Here is an 18,286-nt window from a genome sequence, read left to right as displayed (position 1 = left end):
ACTTGAAATCGAGACCCGAGTTTGCCGTTGCGGCGTGTCCCGCGGTAGTACCGCCCTCCGCACAACTGATATACGCTTCGCGTATGACAAAAGCCGCCCTGCCCGCATCTCCCCGCGCTGCCACGCCCGCGGCCGCCATGGACCGCATCGAACTGATGCAGACCTTCGTGCGCATCGTGGAGGCCGGCAGCCTTTCCGCCGCCGCCGCGCAGATGGGCACCACGCAGCCCACCGTGAGCCGCCGCCTGCAGGTGCTGGAGCGCTCGCTCGGCGTGCGCCTGCTGCACCGCTCCACGCATGCGATGAAGCTGACCGAGGACGGCGTGCGCTGCTATGACCGCGCCAAGGAACTGGTAGCCGGCTGGGAGGCGTTCGAGGCGGACCTGCGCGGCGCGCGTGACGAGCCGGAGGGCACGCTGCGCGTGGTGGTGCCCCATGCCTTCGGCCAGGAACAGCTGGTGGGCCCGCTCGCGCAGTACCTGGGACGCCACCCGCGCGTGAACGTGGAATGGCTGCTGCACGACCGCACCCCCGACTTCATCGCCGACGGCATCGACTGCGCCATCCATGTGGGCGAGGTCGGCGACCCGTCCCTGGTGGCGATCCGGCTGGCGGAGGTGCCGCGCATCGTGGTCGCGGCGCCATCCGTGCTGGCGGGTGCCGCGCCGCCAACGCAACCGGACACGCTGGCCGCGCTGCCGTGGCTGTCGATCCGCACCTTCTATCGCACCGAGGTGTCGCTCACCCACGTGAGCACCGGCGAGACCCGGCGGCTGTCGTTCCGCCCTCGCGTAAGCACCGACAGCCTCTATGCGCTGCGCAACGCCGCGGTGACGGGCCTTGGCGTCTGCATGGGCTCGGCGTGGATGATGGCGGACGATATCGCCCGGGGCCGCCTGCTCCACCTTGTGCCGCAATGGCAGCCTCCCCCGCTGCCCTTGCAGCTGATCTATCCGTATGCGCGCTTCTATCCGGCCAAGCTGCGCCGCTTCGTCGAAACCATGCGCGAGGCGGTGCCGCAGGCCATGGCAAGCTCGGCATCGCTGACCAGGCAGGCGGAATAGCGAACAGCGAATAGCGAGCGCGATGGCGCAGCGATGAGGCACGGAGCGGAACCACGGGTCCGAGACCCGCATCATGCAGCGGCAGCCTGACGCCCGTGCCTGGTCGCGCATCGATTTGCGCGGCCGCCAGGCGCGGGCATCGGACGAAATCCACGTCATGTAGGACGCCGCCGGATTTCAGCGCAGGCCTGGCCCGCCTAGGCTTCATGCATGACGGACTCGCCCGCAAAGGGCATGCAGAGGCCAGGCAATGCTCCGGGATTTCATAGTGCTGCCCACGCAGACCGGCTGGGTGCTCAAGGTGGCAGGCGCAGCCACCGCGATTCTGCAATACGACACGCGCGAAGAAGCGGCGCAAGCCGGGGCCGTGCTGGCGGCGCGGCACGCGGTCAGGCTGATCCTCGACGAGTCCGGCAACTGCGCGGACATGGTCCTCGCCGCCAGGCCATAGCGCCCCGCCCGTGCGTCAGACCGAATCCGGCACCTTGTCCAGGTCCCTGAGCCACACCACGGATTCGGAATCGCTCGGCGCGCGCCAGTCGCCGCGCGGCGAGAGCGAACCGCCGGAGCCCACCTTGGGCCCGTTCGGCACGCAGGAGCGCTTGAACTGGCTGGTGCGGAAGAAGCGGTCGAGGAAGATGCGCAGGTTGCGCTTGATGTCCGCCACCGTGTACTCGTTGCGGGCCACGTGCTGGCCCTCCGGCCAGTTACCCTGGTCGCGGTCGCCCCAGGCGCTGAGCGCCAGGAAGGCGATCTTGCTCGGCGTGAAGCCGAAGCGCAGCGTGTAGTACAGGTTGAAATCCTGCAACTCGTACGGGCCGATGAAATGCTCGGTCTTCTGCTGCGGCGCATTGGCCGAAGCGCCCGGCACCAGCTCCGGACTGATCTCGGTCTCGAGCACGTCGATCAGCACACCGGAACCGGCATCGCCGATCTGCCCGGTCTCCGCCACCCAGCGCACCAGGTGCGAGATCAGCGTCTTCGGCACGCTGCCGTTTACGTTGTAGTGCGACATATGATCGCCCACGCCGTAGGTGCACCAGCCCAGCGCGAGTTCGCTCAGGTCGCCGGTGCCGATCACGATGGCCTGGTTGTGATTGGCGAAGCGGAACAGGTGGTTGGTGCGCTCGCCGGCCTGCACGTTCTCGAAGGTCACGTCGTACACCGGCTCGCCCGCCGCGTAGGGGTGGCCGAGGTCCTTGAGCATCTCGATGCAGCTTGGACGGATGTCGATTTCCTTCGACACGCAGCCCACCACCTCCATCAGCTTCCTGGCCTGCACCAGTGTGCGGTCGCTGGTGGCGAAGCCTGGCATGGTGATGCCGATGATATTGGTGCGCGGCAGCTTGAGCCGGTCCATCGCCTTGGCGCAGACCAGCAGCGCATGGGTCGAATCGAGCCCGCCGGATACGCCGATCACCACCTTGCTGATGCCGCTGGCGGACAAGCGCTGGGCCAACGCCTGCACCTGGATGTTGTAGACCTCGTGGCAGCGCTCGTCGCGCCGCCGCGCGTCGGACGGCACATAGGGAAAGCGCTCGAGCTTGCGGCGCAGCGGCAGCGCGTCCTGCGCGCCGATGCCGACCGCATAGCCGATGACCCGGAATTTCTCCACCTCGCCGGCATGGCGCCGCACCGAATGGCCGAAGGTGGTCTGGTGCATGCGCTCGCGCGACAGGCGCTCGAGATCGACATCCGCGAAGGTGAGGTGCGAATCGTCGGCGAAGCGCTCGGACTCCGCCAGCAACTCGCCGTTCTCGTAGATCAGCGCCTGCCCGTCCCAGGCCAGGTCGGTGGACGATTCGCCCTTGCCCGCCGAGCTGTAGAGATAGGCGGAGAGACAGCGCGCCGACTGCTGGCTGACCAGCTGGTGGCGATAGCCCGACTTGCCCACCACGATATTGGATGCCGACAGGTTGACCAGCACGGTCGCGCCGGCCAGCGCCGCGAACGACGAAGGGGGCACCGGCACCCACACGTCCTCGCAGATTTCCACGTGGAAGCGGAACCCGCCGATGTCCTCGGCTTCGAACAGCAGGCCTGCGCCGAACGGCACCTTCCTGCCCAGCAAGGTCACCTCGCTGGCCGTGGCGTTGTCCGCCGAACTGAATTGCCGCGCCTCGTAGAATTCCCAGTAGTTCGGCAGGTAGGTCTTGGGCACCACGCCGAGGATGCGCCCGCCGGCCACCACCGCGGCGCAGTTGAACAGCAGGTGCTCGACCCGCAGCGGCAGCCCCACCACCAGCGTGGTGGCCAGGGTGCGCGAGGCCTCGACGATCTCGCCGAGCGCCGCCTCGCAGGCATCGAGCAAGGCGCGCTGGTGGAACAGGTCGTCGCAGGTGTACGCGGACAGCCCCAGTTCGGGGAAGGCCACCAGCGCCGCGCCCTGGCCCGCGGCCTGGCGGGCCAGGGCGATCGTCCCGGCAGCGTTGAAGGCGGGGTCGGCCACGCGGCAGACGGGCACGCCCACCGCCACGCGCGCAAAGCCGTGGGAATAGATATTCAGGAAGTTTTCGGTCATCTCGTTGGTCCTTGCGCCGCCGCGTAGCAGCGGCCCGGCGCTGGCGAATGCGCGGCGGCGCGCGCGGCCGCCGGCATGGTAACAGTGCAATTCTACGATGCGCGCCGTACCCGTGCGGCCTGCCGCGTCGGCAGGCCGCACGCGGATATCGGGCGCCCCTTCGCGCAGCCCCCGCAGATCCGCATGCATGGCAGTCCTGCGCGGCGGCGATGCCAGCCAGGCCACATGGCGCATGCCACGGGTCCTGGACGCGAGGACGACATGCCGGGCTGGCGGCAGCGAAGGGCGATACTGTATATTCATACAGTCCCCCTCTGCCATGCCCGTACCGCCGTGATCTCCGTCCATAAGTGCGCCCCGCCGCGCCTGCCACGCCGATGACCTATGCCATCGCCGTGCGTGCCCTGTGCGAGTTCACCGCCAAGCAAGGCGATCTCGACATCCGCTTCACGCCCTCGCCCACGGCGGCCGAAGGCCAGGCCGCGCACACCCTGGTGCAGGCACGCCGCGGCGCCGGCTACCAGGCGGAAATCCCCTTGCAGGGCGAGTACAAGGGCCTGCTGGTGCGCGGCCGTGCCGATGGCTACGACGCGCACGCCAACCAGCTCGAGGAAATCAAGACCGTGCGCGGCGACTGGGCCGCGCTGCCGGAGAACCACCGGCAGCTGCACCTGGCGCAGGCCAGGATCTACGCATGGCTGATGTGCTGCAGGCTCGGCCTGCCGGCCATGCGCGTGGCCGTGGTGTATTTCGAGATGACGAGCCAGCGCGAGTCGGTGTTCAGCGAAGACCGCGATGCAGCCGAGCTGCAGGCCTTCTTCGAAGACAAGTGCGAGCGCTTCGTCAAATGGGCCGCGCAGGAAGCCGACCACCGCGCGGCGCGCGACACCGCGCTGGCCGCCATGGCATTCCCGCACGCCGCCTTCCGGCGCGGGCAGCGCGAGCTGGCCGAGGCGGTCTATCGCGCCGGCCGCTCGGGCCGCTGCCTGCTGGCACAGGCGCCCACCGGCATCGGCAAGACCGGCGGCACCCTCTTCTCCACCCTGAAAGCGGCGCCGCAGGGCCAGCTCGACAAGGTGTTCTACCTCACCGCCAAGACCACCGGCCGCCAGATGGCGCTCGATGCCGCGCAGGGACTGCGCGCCGCGAACCCCGGCCTGCCCCTGCGCGTGCTGGAACTCGCCGCGCGCGACAAGTCCTGCGAGCATCCGGGCCAGGCCTGCCACGGTGAAGCCTGCCCGCTCGCGCGCGGCTTCTACGACCGCCTGCCGGCCGCGCGCGAGCAGGCCGCCGCGCAAACCCGTCTGGACCGCGCCGCGTTGCGCCAGGTCGCGCTGGCGCACGGCATCTGCCCCTACTACCTCGGCCAGGAGATGGCACGCTGGTCCGACCTGGTGGTGGGCGACTACAACTACTACTTCGACCGCGGCGCCATGCTGCATGGCATGGCCGCCGCCGGCGACTGGCGCGTGGCGGTGCTGGTGGACGAGGCCCACAACCTGCTCGAGCGTGCGCGCAAGATGTACTCGGCCGAACTCGACCCGGCTGTGCTGCCGGAGCTGCGCCAAGGCGCGCCGAAACCGCTGGCGGGCGCGCTGCGCCGGCTGGGCACGCAATGGAGCCGGCTGGCAAAGGACCAGGAGGGCGCCTACGCCGCCTATGCGGAAATCCCGCCGGCATTCATGGCCGCGCTCGAGCGCGCCGCCGCCGCGATCCTGGACCAGCTCACCGATGCGCCCGCCAGCGTCACCCCGGCGCTGCAGCGCTTCTATTTCGATGCGCTGCATTTCTCCCGCCTGGCCGGATCGCTCGACAAGCATTCCGTGTTCGACATCAGCAGGGACGACGCCGGCGCGCCCGCCGGCATCGCGAAGGCCCGCCCCGCCAGGGCGCGCCTGGCGGTGCGCAACATCATCCCCGCGCCCTTCCTCGCGCCGCGCTTCGCCGCGGCGCGCTCCGCCACCCTGTTCTCGGCCACGCTCTATCCCGCACGCTTTGTCTGCGACACCCTGGGCCTGCCTCGCGACACGGTATGGCTGGAAGTGCAGTCGCCGTTCAGCGCCGGCCAGCTCGCCGTGCACATCGCCGGCGGCATCTCCACGCGCTACCGCGACCGCGCGCGCTCGGTGCGCCCCATCGCCGAACTGCTGGCCGCGCAGTACCTCGCGCGCCCGGGCAACTACCTGGCGTTCTTCAGCAGCCACGATTACCTGCGGCAGGTGGCCGATGCCTTCGAGCTCGGCTGGCCCGATATCCCCGTGCGCAGGCAGGCACGCGCCATGACCGAGGCGGCACAGGCCGAATTCATCGGTGCCTTCGAGCCGGGCGGCCGCGCGCTCGGCTTCGCCGTGCTCGGCGGCGCGTTCGCCGAAGGCGTCGACCTGCCCGGAGACCGGCTGGTCGGCGCCTTCATCGCCACGCTCGGCCTGCCGCAGTTCAACGAGGTCAACGAACTCACCCGGCAACGGATGGAAGCCGAGTTCGGCAGCGGCTACGAGTACGGCTACCTCTATCCCGGCTTGCAGAAGGTCGTGCAGGCCGCGGGCCGCGTCATCCGCACCGAGGCGGACCGCGGCGTGGTCCACCTGATCGACGACCGCTTCGCGCGGCCCGAGGTGCTGGCGCTGTTGCCGGGCTGGTGGGACGTGGCAACCGCCGGGCGAGGGCCCTAGCGAGGGCCCTGGCTAGGCGCCTGCCGGCTGCCGCGCGGCGCCGCCCGCGCCTGGCGGGGCCCAGGCGCATCGATGCACGCGCGCTTGCCCCGCCCGCGCGGCATCAGGCGTCGGCCATGGCCGCCCACTCCGGCCTGGCGCCGCTGGCACGCGAAGCGCGCACATCGCCCGAGCGGGCATGCCCCTCGAAGTTCTCCGCGCGCGAGGCGCGCGCGCACAGCGCCCCCATCGCGGCGCTGGCCTCCAGGGAGGTGATTTCCTGGTACGTCACCGTCTTCAGGAACTTGCCCACCCAAAGCCCGCCCGTATAGCGGCTCGCGCCGCGCGTGGGCAGCACGTGGTTGGTGCCGATCACCTTGTCGCCGAACGACACGCAGGTGTTCTCGCCCATGAACAGCGCGCCGTAGGTGGTCAGCTTCTCCAGCGCCAGGCGCGGCTCCCTGATCAGCGCCTGGACATGCTCGCTGCCGTATTCGTCCGATACCGCGAACGCTTCGTCGAGCGTATCGGCGAGAATGATCTCGCCGAAATCGCGCCAGGCCGCCTGCGCGACATCGCGCGTCGCCAGGTTCGAGAACTGGGTTTCCATCTCCTTGAGCACGGCTTCGCCCAGCGCCCTGGACGTGGTCACCAGCACCGCCGGGGAGTCCGGGCCGTGCTCGGCCTGGCTGATCAGGTCGGTGGCCACCACGAAGGGATCCGCGGCCTCGTCGGCGATGATCAGTACCTCCGTCGGGCCGGCAAACAGGTCGATGCCGACCTCGCCGAACAACTGGCGCTTCGCTTCGGCGACAAAGGCATTGCCGGGTCCGGCCAGCATGTCCACGCGGGCGATGGTCTCGGTACCGATGGCCATGGCCCCGACGGCCTGGACGCCGCCCAGCAGGTAGATCTCGTCGGCGCCGGCGAGGTGCGCCGCCGCCACCGAAGCGTCCGGAATGCGGCCGCGGTTCGGCGGCGTGCAGGCGACCACGCGCCTGACGCCCGCGACCTTCGCCGTGGTGATGATCATATGGGCCGAAGCCAGCAGCGGATAGCGCCCGCCGGGGATGTAGGCACCCACGGAGTTGATCGGGATGTTCTTCTGGCCCAGCACGATGCCGGGCTGGACTTCCGCCTCGAAATCGGTGATCGACGCCTTCTGCAGTTGCGCGAAGCGCTGCACATTGGCCTGGGCCTCGCGGATATCCGCCAGCGTCTGCGCTGGCAGCCTGGCGATGGCGTCCTCGATCTGCGCCTGGCTGAGACGGAACGAGGCCGGCTCCCAGCTATCGAACTGCTTCGAGAGATCGCGCACCGCGGCGTCGCCGCGGGCGCGGATCTGGCCGATCGCGTCCTCGACCACCTGGCGCACCTGCGGCGAGGACGATTGGGAAATATTCGTTTGGATGGCGGCTTGCTTCAGGTGGGAGATCACGTTCGCTCCAATTTTGTCAGTGGAGGCCGCCGCACGCCAGCCGGTGGCCGGCGCGCGAGGCGACCAGGTTGTTGCCGGGCGGAAAGCCTTCCGCCCCGGGTTTTCAGGACGAGCGCCGCCCTTGCCGGTGGCGGGCCACCGGGCACCGGTTGCTGCTATTCGTTGTTGCCGCCCGTGCTGTCCAGCGTCATCGGAGCGGGTCCGGTGCCGGGAGACAGCCAGCGTCGATGACGTGGCCGGACCGCGCCATGCCCGGCCAGGGGAATGTCAGGCGGCCTGTTGCTGCGCGGCGAGCGCCGCGACCACCACGATCTCGATGCGCCAGGCGGGATTGGCCAGCTTCGCCTGCACGGTGGCGCGGCACGGACACTTGCCTTGCGGCACCCAGGCGTCCCAGGCGGTGTTCATGCGCGCAATCTCGCCGATGTCGGCCAGGAAGATCTGGCACGACAGGATGCGCTCCTTGCCCGACCCCGCGGCGCCCAGCAGGCGGTCGATGGTGGCGAGGACTTCCGCGGTCTGTTCCTCGATGGTGCCCTCCAGCGTGCCGCGGGGCACCTGCCCGGCCAGGTAGACCAGGCCATTGTGGATGGTGACGTCCGACAGGCGCGGGCCGGTGTTGATTCGTGTGATGGAAGACGTGCTCATTTCCTGCTCTTTCTCCATGGCTAAGCCGTTGGTAAAAACTGGTTCTGCGCAAGGCAAGGATCGTTCAGACGAAGATCCTGCCTTCGTGCTGCCTGACGATGTCCATGACCGACTGGCGGCTGCGCCTGATGCCGGCCAGGGTGCGCGCCGCTGCCTCTTCCGCGTCGCCCGAGACGAGTACGTCGATCATCGACTCGTGCCCGTGGCGCCAGGACGCCGAGCGGTCGCTCGCGCTGATGCTCAGGTACAGCACGCGCAGCGCCTGCTCATGGAGTTGCTCGAGCATCAGCGCCAGCCGGCCGTTGCCGCATGCGCGCCCGATGCCGATATGGAACGCCGCGTTGGCCAGCAGGAACTGCCGCTTGGCTTCGGTGTCGTCCAGGTCGTACTCGCGCGTGCAGGCGTCGTTGAGCTTGACCAGCGTGGCGCGCGACACATGCCCCGCGGCCAGCCGCGCGGTATGCGGCTCCACCAGCTCGCGCGCATCGAAGATCTCCATCACGTCCTTGACGGTCAATGGCGAGACCACATGCCCCTTGCGCGGGGCGCTCACCAGCCAGCCGGACTCGGTCAGCCGCGCCAGGGCGCTGCGGATCGGGGCCTTGGTGACGCCGTACTCGTCGGCCAGCGCCTTTTCCGTGACCTCGGCGCCGGGAAGCAGGTCGCAGGTGATCACGCGGCGCTTGATATCGTCGAAGATCTGGTGCTGCAAGGGCTTCTTGCTGTCCCCGAGTTCGGGGTCCAGCAGGGGATCGCGAACGTTCATATTGTGTTTTCCTTGTAGTGGATCGCGTGCCGTCAACCGAAGCGTGCGATCGAGAATTCCTGCCAGGCATCGGACATCGACGCGTTGGCTGCCGCCATGCCGATCACGCGGCCCGTGAACGAGGCGGCTGTCAGCCCGACGTGGCCATGGCCGAACGCGCAGATCACGCGCTCCGCGCCGGGCAGCGGCCCGAGCACCGGCAGCGAATCCGGCGTGCAGGGCCGGTGCCCCATCCATTCCGAGCGCTGCCCGATATTGGCACGCGGATAGACTTCCTGCAGCGTGCGCGCCAGCTGCGTGAAGCGCGCCGGCGTCGGCGGCGCGGCGAGCCCGCCGATCTCGGCGGTCCCGGCCACCCGCAAGCCGCCGCCGATCGGCGTCACCAGTGTCTTGCGCTCCGCCCACATGACGTTGCGCGTGACGTTGACGCCCGGCTGCGCTACCTGGAGATGGTAGCCCCGATGGCTTTCGAGCGGCACCTTCCAGCCGAACGGGCGGATCAGCGCATTCGAATGGATGCCCGCCGCCACCACCACCTGGGCCGCGCGCCGCTCGCCATTGGCCGTGAAGACGCGGATGCCGCCGTCAGCACCGGCGATACGCACTACCTCATCGCGCACCAGGCGCGCCCCGCCGGCGCGCACGCAGGCATCGGCGATGCGGGCGACGAACTGCTGCGGGTTCGAGCAATGCCCGTGCCCCGGGAAAAAGATGCCGTGCCGGAACACGGGCGACAACTCGGGCTCGTACTCCGCCAGCGCCTGCGCGGACAGCAGCGTCTGCGCGATTCCCAGCCGTTCCCGCGCCGCGACGGCGGCGGCCTCCTCCTCGAACGCGGCATCGGTGCTGTAGAGGTACAGCTGGCCGACGCGATGGATCAGGTCCTGCGCTTCGGCGAATGCGATGATCGGCGCATAGTCCTCCAGCGAATTGCGCATCATCTTGCGCATGCCGGCCGCCGCCGTGTGCGACCGGGCCGGCGTGCCCGCGAAAAGAAAGCGCGCCAGCCAGGGCAACGCCGCGGGCAAGCGCCGCCAGGACACGGTGACGGGGCTTTCCGGGTCCAGCAGCCAGCCGGCCAGGTGACGGTACATGCCGGGGGTGGCCAGCGGAAAGCTGATGCCCGGGCTCAGTCCGCCGGCGTTGCCGAACGAGCAACCGAAGCCAGGTGCCTGCCGGTCCAGCAGCGTGACCTTCCGGCCTTGCAGGATCAGGTTGTAGGCGGCGGTGACGCCGATGATGCCCGCGCCGATGACCAGCACGTCGTCCTGCTCGATGGTTTGTTCTTTCATCATGCCCTCGCGGCGCCGGCAGCCTTGCGGCGCAGCAGGTAAGACACGGCAATGATCGCCAGCACCGCGCCGAACAGCAGCACGGATACCGCGGCGAGCGACGGGCTGACCTTCAGCAGTGCGTCGTCCCACATCTGCTTGGGCAGCGTGGTGAACAGCCCGCCGCTGACGAAGAGCGCGAGCGTGAGATCGTCGAACGACGTGACGAAGGCAAAGATGAAGGCCGACAGCACGCCCGGCGCGATGATCGGCAGCGTGATGCGGCGCAGCCGCGTCAGCGTGTTGGCGCCAAGGATGCTGGCTGCGTCGTCGAGGCGGCGGTCATACGACCGCAGGGACGCCGAAACGGTGATCACGACGTACGGCAGCGCGAGCGCCGTGTGGCCGATCACCAGCGCCAGGGAGGACCCCAGCCAGCCCAGGCGGGACAGCACGTAGAACAGGCCCAGCGCAACGATGATGCGCGGCAGGATCATGGGCGCGAGGATGGCGCCGAGCACGAGCGAGCGCAGCGGCAGTCGCTGGTGCGCAAAGGCAAAGGCCGCGGGAATGCCGATCACGCTGGCCAGCACCGCGGTGCCGGCCGCCACGCCGAGCGAGCGTTGGATCGCGCCCATCCACAGCGGCGAGGCGAAGATCTCCTCGTACCAGTGCAGGGTGAAGCCGGTGGGCGGCCAGTCGATGAACGCACTGGACGTGAACGACTCCGGAATCAGCAGCAGCACCGGCAGGCTGAGCGCGACGATGACGATCACCGCCACGGTGGCCGACAACCGGCCCCGGCCATCGGCGGCACCCTTGCGCGCTTGCGGCAGCGCCTGCGCCAGCGGCACCACCACGCGGTCGAGCGACTTGCCGAGGAACCAGCAGACTGCATAGGCGGCACTGCGAAGCCTGCCCCCGGCACGCGCGCCGGCCTTCGGCGCGGCGGCCTCGCCCGCCACCGTGGACAGCCCCACCAGCTTGTCGTAGCACCAGTAGATGATCAGCGTGGCGACCAGGGTCAGGACCGACAGCGCCGCGGCCAGGCCCCAGTCGAGCATCTCCTGCACCTGCTGGATGATGAGCTGCGCCATCATGGTCTGCCTGGGCGAACCCAGCAGCGACGGCGTGATGAAGAAGCCCAGCGCGGAGATGAACGTGGTCAGCCACGCCGCCGTGACGCCGGGCGCGCTCAGTGGCAGGTACACGGTGAAGAACGTCACGCCCGGCTGCGCGCCGAGCGTCTGCGCGGCCGACAGCAGGCGCCGGTCGAGCGACTCCAGGATCGGCAGCATGGTCAGGATCGCCAGCGGCAGCAATACATGCACCAGTCCGACGATGACGCTGAAGTTGGTGTAGAGCAGTTCGAGCGGCTCCTGGCTGATGCCGCTCGACGTGAGCACGCTGTTGACCACGCCGGTGCGGCCGAGGATGACGATCCAGGCGATGGTGCGCACCAGGAAGCTGGTCCAGAACGGCAGCAGCACGCCGAGCCAGAGCAACTGGCGCCATCCGCCCGACGCCCGCGAGATCGCCGCGGCCACGGGGAACCCGGCGATCACGGCAACCGTGGCCGCGACTGCCGACAGGTACAGGCTGTGGCCGAGTACCTGCATATAGACCGGCGTGCTCGCCAGCCGCGTGAAGGCGGACGAGGAGAATCCGCCGGCGCCGAACAGCGACGCGCAGAGCAGCAGGACCACGGGAACGAACACGGTGGCGGCCAGGAACAGCAGCGTCGGCGTGACCAGCGCCGGGCCGGTCCATTGCCGCGCGGCAAGCGATTGACTAGCCATGCTGGGCTCCGAAGATCATGGCATCCGCCTCGTTGAAATGAACCGCGCTGCTGCTGCCCGCGCCCTCGGCCCGGCCCGCGCGCGTCAGGCCCACCGCCACCAGGCGCTGGCCATCGGCGAGCACGACGTGCTGGCGCGACAGCGAACCCATGACCACGCTGTCCTCGATGCGGCAGGGCAGGTGGTTGGCGCTGCTGTCGGCCACGCTCATGGAGACGCGCAGCGACTCCGGTCGCACCAGCATCACCGCCTCATGGCCCGGCTCGACCGCTTGCGCCAGCCGCCCGCGCAGCTGCTGCCCCGACGCGGTGCGCAGGCAGGCAAGCTGCCGCTCGCCGTCGACCGATTCAAGCACCCCACGCAGGCAGTTCGACTCGCCGAGGAACTGGCCGGCGAACAGGCTCTGCGGTGCGAAGTAGAGCGATTCCGGCGTGCCGATCTGCTCGATCCTGGCATTGTTCATCAGGCAGATGCGATCGGACATGGTCATCGCCTCTTCCTGGTCGTGGGTGACGTACAGCACCGTGATGCCGAGCTGCTTCTGCAATTGCCGGATCTCCGCCTGCATATGGATGCGCAGCGACTTGTCCAGCGCCGCCAGCGGCTCGTCCATCAGCACGATCGACGGCTTGTGCACGATCGCGCGCGCCAGCGCCACGCGTTGCTGCTGCCCTCCCGAGAGCTGCGCCGGGAAGCGGTCGCGGATGCCCGGCAGCTTGATCAGGGCCAGGATCGCATCGACCTCGCGGGCGATGGCCTCCTTGCCCATATTGCGCATGCGCAGCGGGAAGGCGATGTTCTCGCCCACCGTCATGTGCGGGAACAGCGCATAGCTCTGGAACATCATGCCGATATCGCGCCGGTAGGGCGGTGCGCGCGTGGCGTCCTTCTGCTCGATCCAGATGCTGCCCGAGGTCGGCGGCACAAGGCCGGCGATCATCATCAGCAGCGTCGTCTTGCCCGAACCCGACGGCCCGAGCAAGGTCACGAACTCGCCCTGCCGCACGGCGAGATCGGTCGGCTCCAGCGCACAGGTATCGCCGTAGTGCTTGGACAGGCATTCGATGCGCAGCTTTTCCGCGCGCTGCGGGCACGCCTGCGGCGGCGTGGCGCCGGCCTCGGCCTGGCCCGGTGCCTGATGGTCGTGCGCGGCGTCGCCGGCGTCTTTCCTGGCTACCATTTTCATGCTCTGCATCCTTTGCTCGCAGCCGGGTTCATGCCAGCAGCCAGGTGTTGAACGATTCCGTCATCCTGTCCTTGTTGTTGCCCCAGTAGCGCGCATCGATCTGGATCGCGGTGGCCAGGTTGTCGGGATGGGTGGGCAGCGACTTTGCGCGCACCGGGTCGATGTACTTGTAGGCGTTGGGGTTGGAAGGCCCGTACGCGAGGCGCCTGGTGTATTCGGCCTGCCGCTGCGCGTCGCAGGTGAACTTGATGAACTCGCGGCACAGCTCCGCCTTGGGCGAGCCCTTGAGAATGCAGAAGCCTTCGGTGCTCCACAGGCCCTGGTTCCAGATGATCTTGACGGGCGCCCCTTCATCGATGGCGGCCTGCGCACGGGCGTTCCAGGTGGGGCACATGTCGACCTCGCCGCTCTTTAGCATCTGCGAGGTCTGCGCGCCGCTGGTCCACCACACCTGGATATCCTTCTTGATGCGCGCCAGCCCCTCGAAGGACGCCTTCGCATCGATCGGGTAGACCGACCCGGCGTTGCCGCCCATGCCGAGGAAGGCTTCCTCCAGCGTGTCCTGCGGATGGCGGCGCAGCGCGCGGCGTCCGGGGAAGTTCTTCACGTCCCAGAAGTCCTTCCACGATGCGGGCACGGCGCGGCCCTTGAACTTGTCGGTGCGCACCGCCAGCACGGTCTGCAGCAACAGCGTCGCGATCATGTACTGGCTGTTGTACTTGTCCGGGATCTCCGGCGCCTTGACCCTGACCTCTTCCAGGAAGACTCCGGTCCTGGGGTCGGTCAGCACTTCCTGCGACTGCCGGTTCAGGAGCGCCAGGTCCCACGCATAGTTCCTGGCCTCGACCATGCCCTTGATCATCGCGGTGGGATCGGACTGCGCCACGATCGGCACGACCTCGATGCCCGTCGCGGCCTTGAAGGGCTTGTAGAAGGCTTCGGCGAACGCGTCCGCATACGGGCCGCCCGGGTCCCGGACGACGATGCGCTTTTCCTGCGCACGCGCCGTGCCTCCGATATAGGGAAACGCCAGGCCGGCAACGGCCGCCCCGGCGAGTTGGTGGATGACTTTGCGTCGGGCTCCGTCAACTTTCCCCGACTTCATTTTGCGCGCGGCGACCATTTCGGCTCCTGGGATGGGATCATCAGCGCCAGCGTTTGCTGACATGTCACGATCATAGTAGACATGTCACAGAGGGACGTCAAAGAAAAATGAGGCGGGGTAAACGCTTAGTGCGCCCCCCTCGCCCACTTGCATTCCACGTCACCCCGATCCGCGCGGGCGGGCTATGCCCGGACCTGCCGCGCCAATGCAAAGGGGCCGCACGCGCGGCGTGCAGCCCCTTGTCCCGCCTCGCCAGCCAGTCCTTCGCCGTCGGGCAGAAATGTGATCGTCGCCCCCCTCGCCTTGCCGGGCGGCCCCTCCTTCGTGACACCACGACGTACCGCTGCCCCTTCTTGCCGGGGGCGTGCGTGTCGTCTTGGTCATCTCCCCGCGATCTGCGCCTTGTGGAAAAAAACCATCCGCGCTTGCCTCGCGCGGCGCTCCGCTAGTCCTCGCTGCTACCGCTCGCCGGAGCCTGGCTAGTGCCAAGCATGCGGGCAATGGCCACCGCCTCGGCCGGCGCGAACTGCAGCACGCATTCGCGCGTGAGCGCCAGCGTGTAGGAGAAAGCCATGGCGCGATCCCCGAAGGTGCGGTTGAGCATGAAATGGGCCGCGGGCGCGCCGCGGTCGGCCAGCTTCGACAACCGCACCAGTGCCCCCCACGAGCCGTCCTCCACCCGCATGATGTCCACCTCGATGGCGTAGCCCGCCTCGACGTGGATCCTGGCCGTTCCTGCCGGCCGGCGTTCCTCTTTGTCCACCACCATTTCCAGTTTCCTCCATGAATCGGCTCCAAGAATCAACCTCGGACAACCACCGCGCGCACGGCATGGCGCGCGCGACCTGCGTCCCGCGGCGCGCGGCTCCCCCGCGTGCCTCGAGCGTAAAAACCGTTGTGCCGGCCACCCGCTCCCTGCGTCAGCGCCGTGGCGCCAGCGGCGGCGCGGTGGACTGGCGCTGCACCAGGCCGCTGGGGAAACACATGCGGGTCGGCGCCAGTTCCGGCTGTGCCAGCCGCATCACGACCCGGCGCACCATGGCCTCGGCCATCTCGCCGAAGGGCATGGCCACCGAGGTCAGCGCGGGATTGGTGTAGGCGCACATGCCGATATCGTCCATGCCGATCACGGAAACGTCGGCCGGCACCGACAAGCCAGCCTGGTGCAGGCCCGACATCAGCCCGATGGCCATCATATCGTTGACCGCGATCAGCCCGGTGGGACGCGATTTGCTGCGTGCCAGCCGCATGCCCTCGAGCTGGCCGAGCTCGGCCAGCTCGGCGTCGCCATAGTAAGCGCTTGGCGGGCACTCGAGCACCTCCGCGCCGTCTCCAATGCCGGCCTCGCGCGCGGCGGCGAGAAAACCATCGATCTTGCAGGCGCGGCTGACGGTGCGCCCGGCAGGCATGACGAAGGCAATGCGCCGGTGGCCCAGGGCAATGAGGTGCGAGGCGGCGAGATGGCCCGCCTGGAAGTTGTCGGGCTGGACGTGGTCGATGCGCGCCGGCACCCTGGGATCGACGCCGCCGTCATAGCTCACCATCGCCAGGCCCTGGCGCGCGGGCGCCTCGAAGTGCAGCTCGTCGGTCAGGGAGGAGACGATGATCACGCCGTGCACGCCGAAGGAGAGCAGGTCGTCGAGCATGCTCGCTTCCTGGTCGCGGTCGCGGTTGGTATTGCCCAGCAATACGCGGAAGCCGGTCTGGCGCTGCGCCTCGGCTTCGATCAGGACCGCGAACTGCCCGTACATGGGATTGGCGGTGGACGGCACGAGCAAGCCCAGCATCGGCGTCTGCCCGGTCTTGAGCTGGCGCGCGACCTGGCTGGGGCGAAAGCCCAGCGTGCGGATAGCCTGCTCCACGCGCGCGAAGGTGGCGGGATTGAGCCGCTCGGTACGGCCGTTGAGCACGTTGGAGACGGAGCTGACGGATACGTTTGCCAGCCTGGCCACATCTTGTATGGTTGCCATGTTCGGGTTCTCAGGCCAGCTTCCATGCGTTGCTGGCCGGCGTGCTGGTGTTCCGCGAACTCGATGCGCGCGCGGTGGTGCGGCTGTTCGTGCGCGCCGCGGCCATGGCCGGAGGCATCCTCTTCGTGTTTGCCACTGCCTCGAGCCTGGCCTTCTCGCTTTCGGTGCAGCAGCTGCCCGCGCTGATGCAGGCGGCCCTGACCGGGCTGGCCGCCCACGACGGCAGTGGCGCCTTCGTCCTGGTCGCGGCGCCGCTGATGATCTTGTTCGGCACCTGCCACGCTTCTTGCTTATGGTGCGCCGCAACGGCCGTGGGTGGAATCAAGGTCTTAAGTGTTTCAGTAAAACGGTTTACTAAAACGATTTACAGGATGATAGGCGAGTGCGGGGCAAATGCAAGTGCCCCGCCGAAATCGCACCACCGCACCGGCGCGGCGGCGCGCCGGCATGGAATTCGACAGCAAGACACGGAGTGATCGGCGAGGAATCCTGGCCTAGAGTTGGCTTCATCGCCATCTATGCAAAGGAGTCCGCCATGCAAGGCATGCCATCCACCTCACAAGGCAAGATCGCCGGTCCTGGCCTCGCGCCAGTCCGCTACGCGATCGGCGCCTGCGCGCTTGGCTACGTGCTGGTCGCGCAAAGCGAACGCGGCGTCTGCGCCTTGCTCCTCGGCGAGGATGAGCAGGCGCTGCACGGCGAACTGCGCGCGGCCTTCCCCGCCGCCACGCTGCGGCGGGCGCAACCAGACCTGGCGGGGCTTCTGGCGCGGGCCGCCAGCCTGGCTTCGTCGCCCGGAAGTGCCTGCGACCTGCCCCTGGACATTGGCGGCACCGCCTTCCAGCAGCGGGTATGGCAGGCGTTGCGCGCGGTACCGGCAGGCAGCACGGCAAGCTATGCCGACATCGCCGCACGCATCGGCCGGCCCGCAGCGGCGCGCGCCGTGGCCGGTGCTTGCGCAGCCAACCTGCTGGCCATCGCCATTCCCTGCCACCGCATCGTGAAGCAGGACGGCGCGCTCTCCGGCTATCGCTGGGGGGTGCAACGCAAGCGCGAACTGCTGCAGCGCGAGGCGCGGGCATGAAGGCAGACCATGCAATGGCAGATAGCGGCGGCGCATTGACGGGCGGCGCGCAGGCGGCTGGCCGGCATGCCGATACGTTGCCCTGGGATGCCATCGGCGAAGAACTGGAGCGCCAGGGCTGCGCCGTCATCGCCGGGCTGCTCGCACCGCAGGCCTGCGATGCGCTGGCCGCGCTCTACCCGCGCGAGGACCTGTTCCGCTCACGCGTGGTCATGAGCCGCCACGGCTTCGGCCGTGGCGAATACAAATACTTCAGCTATCCGCTGCCCGGCCTGGTCGAGGCCTTGCGCGGCGCGCTCTATGCGCATCTCGTGCCCGTGGCCAACCGCTGGAACGCCGCGATGGACATCGGCATCCGCTATCCGGCACGGCACGCCGATTTCCTGCGCCGCTGCCACGATGCCGGCCAGGCGCGCCCCACCCCGCTGATCCTGCAATACGGGCCGGACGACTACAACTGCCTGCACCAGGACCTGTACGGCGAGCATGTGTTTCCGCTGCAGGTAGCCATCCTGCTGTCCGAGCCGGGCAGGGATTTCACCGGCGGCGAATTCGTGCTGACCGAACAGCGCCCACGCATGCAGTCGCGCGCCGAGGTGGTGCCGCTGCGCAAGGGCGACGCCGTGGTGTTCGCGGTGAACCAGCGCCCGGTGCAGGGCACGCGCGGCAGCTATCGTGTCAAGCTGCGCCACGGCGTGAGCCGGCTGCGTTCGGGACACCGGCATGTGCTTGGCATCATCTTCCACGACGCCGCCTAGCGGCATGCGGCATGCGGCACAAGCC

Annotated in this window: 15 protein-coding genes and 1 pseudogene; 6 read left to right on the top strand and 10 right to left on the bottom strand. The window is 68.7% G+C overall.

The features are described from left to right. Positions 1 to 83: 83 nt before the first annotated feature. Entirely contained in the window at positions 84 to 1,064 is a 981-nt protein-coding gene (locus tag AC1DKV_RS23630) for a LysR family transcriptional regulator (protein ID WP_441612190.1), read from the top strand. A gap of 250 nt (positions 1,065 to 1,314) precedes the next feature. Beyond that, positions 1,315 to 1,515, top strand: a complete 201-nt coding sequence (locus tag AC1DKV_RS23625; RefSeq protein WP_441612189.1) for a DUF2188 domain-containing protein — start codon at positions 1,315 to 1,317, stop codon at positions 1,513 to 1,515. A gap of 15 nt (positions 1,516 to 1,530) precedes the next feature. Here AC1DKV_RS23625 and AC1DKV_RS23620 read toward each other — a convergent pair whose 3' ends face one another. Next, positions 1,531 to 3,585: an NAD(+) synthase gene (locus tag AC1DKV_RS23620; RefSeq protein ID WP_441612188.1), complete on the bottom strand. Its 2,055-nt coding sequence runs from the start codon at positions 3,583 to 3,585 to the stop codon at positions 1,531 to 1,533. Between the two features lie 377 nt (positions 3,586 to 3,962). On the opposite strand from AC1DKV_RS23620, the gene AC1DKV_RS23615 reads away from it, so the two are divergent. Then, the gene (locus tag AC1DKV_RS23615) at positions 3,963 to 6,257 is read left to right on the top strand and encodes a helicase C-terminal domain-containing protein (RefSeq protein WP_441612187.1); all 2,295 of its coding nucleotides are present in this window, start codon (positions 3,963 to 3,965) and stop codon (positions 6,255 to 6,257) included. A 103-nt stretch (positions 6,258 to 6,360) separates the two neighbouring features. On the opposite strand, the gene hisD is transcribed toward AC1DKV_RS23615, so the two are convergent. The 9 genes from hisD to AC1DKV_RS23570 form a co-directional block, all read right to left on the bottom strand. Continuing rightward, positions 6,361 to 7,674, bottom strand: coding sequence for a histidinol dehydrogenase (gene hisD / locus AC1DKV_RS23610; protein WP_441612186.1), 1,314 nt, complete (start codon positions 7,672 to 7,674; stop codon positions 6,361 to 6,363). Between the two features lie 267 nt (positions 7,675 to 7,941). Then, complete coding sequence (locus AC1DKV_RS23605; RefSeq protein WP_441612185.1) at positions 7,942 to 8,322, bottom strand: RidA family protein; 381 nt, start codon at positions 8,320 to 8,322, stop codon at positions 7,942 to 7,944. Between the two features lie 64 nt (positions 8,323 to 8,386). After that, positions 8,387 to 9,088, bottom strand: coding sequence for a GntR family transcriptional regulator (locus tag AC1DKV_RS23600; RefSeq protein ID WP_441612184.1), 702 nt, complete (start codon positions 9,086 to 9,088; stop codon positions 8,387 to 8,389). Positions 9,089 to 9,120: 32 nt separating this feature from the next. Continuing rightward, the gene (locus AC1DKV_RS23595) at positions 9,121 to 10,383 is read right to left on the bottom strand and encodes an NAD(P)/FAD-dependent oxidoreductase (protein WP_441612183.1); all 1,263 of its coding nucleotides are present in this window, start codon (positions 10,381 to 10,383) and stop codon (positions 9,121 to 9,123) included. Then, positions 10,380 to 12,158: an ABC transporter permease subunit gene (locus AC1DKV_RS23590; protein WP_441612182.1), complete on the bottom strand. Its 1,779-nt coding sequence runs from the start codon at positions 12,156 to 12,158 to the stop codon at positions 10,380 to 10,382. Before AC1DKV_RS23590 ends, AC1DKV_RS23595 begins: the two co-directional genes overlap by 4 nt. Then, positions 12,151 to 13,344 (bottom strand): ABC transporter ATP-binding protein, encoded by a 1,194-nt coding sequence (locus AC1DKV_RS23585; protein ID WP_441612181.1) that lies wholly within the window; start codon positions 13,342 to 13,344, stop codon positions 12,151 to 12,153. Before AC1DKV_RS23585 ends, AC1DKV_RS23590 begins: the two co-directional genes overlap by 8 nt. A 28-nt stretch (positions 13,345 to 13,372) precedes the next feature. After that, the gene (locus tag AC1DKV_RS23580; RefSeq protein ID WP_441612180.1) at positions 13,373 to 14,467 is read right to left on the bottom strand and encodes an ABC transporter substrate-binding protein; all 1,095 of its coding nucleotides are present in this window, start codon (positions 14,465 to 14,467) and stop codon (positions 13,373 to 13,375) included. A gap of 427 nt (positions 14,468 to 14,894) precedes the next feature. Then, a complete protein-coding gene (locus AC1DKV_RS23575) occupies positions 14,895 to 15,218 on the bottom strand; it encodes a hypothetical protein (RefSeq protein WP_441612179.1) in 324 nt (107 codons plus the stop codon). Positions 15,219 to 15,369: 151 nt separating this feature from the next. Then, a complete protein-coding gene (locus tag AC1DKV_RS23570; RefSeq protein WP_441612178.1) occupies positions 15,370 to 16,419 on the bottom strand; it encodes a LacI family DNA-binding transcriptional regulator in 1,050 nt (349 codons plus the stop codon). Here AC1DKV_RS23570 and AC1DKV_RS23565 point away from each other — a divergent pair. From AC1DKV_RS23565 to AC1DKV_RS23555, 3 genes and pseudogenes are all read left to right on the top strand, one after another. Then, positions 16,386 to 16,895, top strand: coding sequence for a TRAP transporter large permease subunit (locus AC1DKV_RS23565; protein WP_441612177.1), 510 nt, complete (start codon positions 16,386 to 16,388; stop codon positions 16,893 to 16,895). The genes AC1DKV_RS23570 and AC1DKV_RS23565 overlap by 34 nt on opposite strands. A 326-nt stretch (positions 16,896 to 17,221) precedes the next feature. Next, positions 17,222 to 17,503: pseudogene (locus AC1DKV_RS23560) on the top strand (methylated-DNA--[protein]-cysteine S-methyltransferase); the annotation flags it as partial. Next, positions 17,452 to 18,261 carry a 2OG-Fe(II) oxygenase gene (locus AC1DKV_RS23555; RefSeq protein WP_441612280.1) on the top strand — a complete coding sequence of 270 codons (810 nt, stop codon included), beginning with the start codon at positions 17,452 to 17,454 and terminating at the stop codon, positions 18,259 to 18,261. The pseudogene AC1DKV_RS23560 and the gene AC1DKV_RS23555, both read left to right, overlap by 52 nt. Positions 18,262 to 18,286: the final 25 nt, after the last annotated feature.

The organism is Cupriavidus sp. 05T41, assembly GCF_056396525.1.
The sequence above is the reverse complement of the archived record's forward strand: the minus strand, read 5'-3'. Positions and strand labels throughout refer to the sequence as shown.

Bases quoted from the DNA above. Each gene is read 5' to 3' on its own strand.
- AC1DKV_RS23585 (WP_441612181.1), bottom strand. From the start codon at position 13,344: ATGAAAATGGTAGCCAGGAAAGACGCCGGCGACGCCGCGCACGACCAT.
- AC1DKV_RS23595 (WP_441612183.1), bottom strand. From the start codon at position 10,383: ATGATGAAAGAACAAACCATCGAGCAGGACGACGTGCTGGTCATCGGC.
- AC1DKV_RS23570 (WP_441612178.1), bottom strand. From the start codon at position 16,419: ATGGCAACCATACAAGATGTGGCCAGGCTGGCAAACGTATCCGTCAGC.
- AC1DKV_RS23615 (WP_441612187.1), top strand. From the start codon at position 3,963: ATGACCTATGCCATCGCCGTGCGTGCCCTGTGCGAGTTCACCGCCAAG.
- AC1DKV_RS23600 (WP_441612184.1), bottom strand. From the start codon at position 9,088: ATGAACGTTCGCGATCCCCTGCTGGACCCCGAACTCGGGGACAGCAAG.
- AC1DKV_RS23625 (WP_441612189.1), top strand. From the start codon at position 1,315: ATGCTCCGGGATTTCATAGTGCTGCCCACGCAGACCGGCTGGGTGCTC.
- AC1DKV_RS23605 (WP_441612185.1), bottom strand. From the start codon at position 8,322: ATGAGCACGTCTTCCATCACACGAATCAACACCGGCCCGCGCCTGTCG.
- AC1DKV_RS23580 (WP_441612180.1), bottom strand. From the start codon at position 14,467: ATGGTCGCCGCGCGCAAAATGAAGTCGGGGAAAGTTGACGGAGCCCGA.
- AC1DKV_RS23590 (WP_441612182.1), bottom strand. From the start codon at position 12,158: ATGGCTAGTCAATCGCTTGCCGCGCGGCAATGGACCGGCCCGGCGCTG.
- AC1DKV_RS23575 (WP_441612179.1), bottom strand. From the start codon at position 15,218: ATGGTGGTGGACAAAGAGGAACGCCGGCCGGCAGGAACGGCCAGGATC.
- AC1DKV_RS23630 (WP_441612190.1), top strand. From the start codon at position 84: ATGACAAAAGCCGCCCTGCCCGCATCTCCCCGCGCTGCCACGCCCGCG.
- AC1DKV_RS23620 (WP_441612188.1), bottom strand. From the start codon at position 3,585: ATGACCGAAAACTTCCTGAATATCTATTCCCACGGCTTTGCGCGCGTG.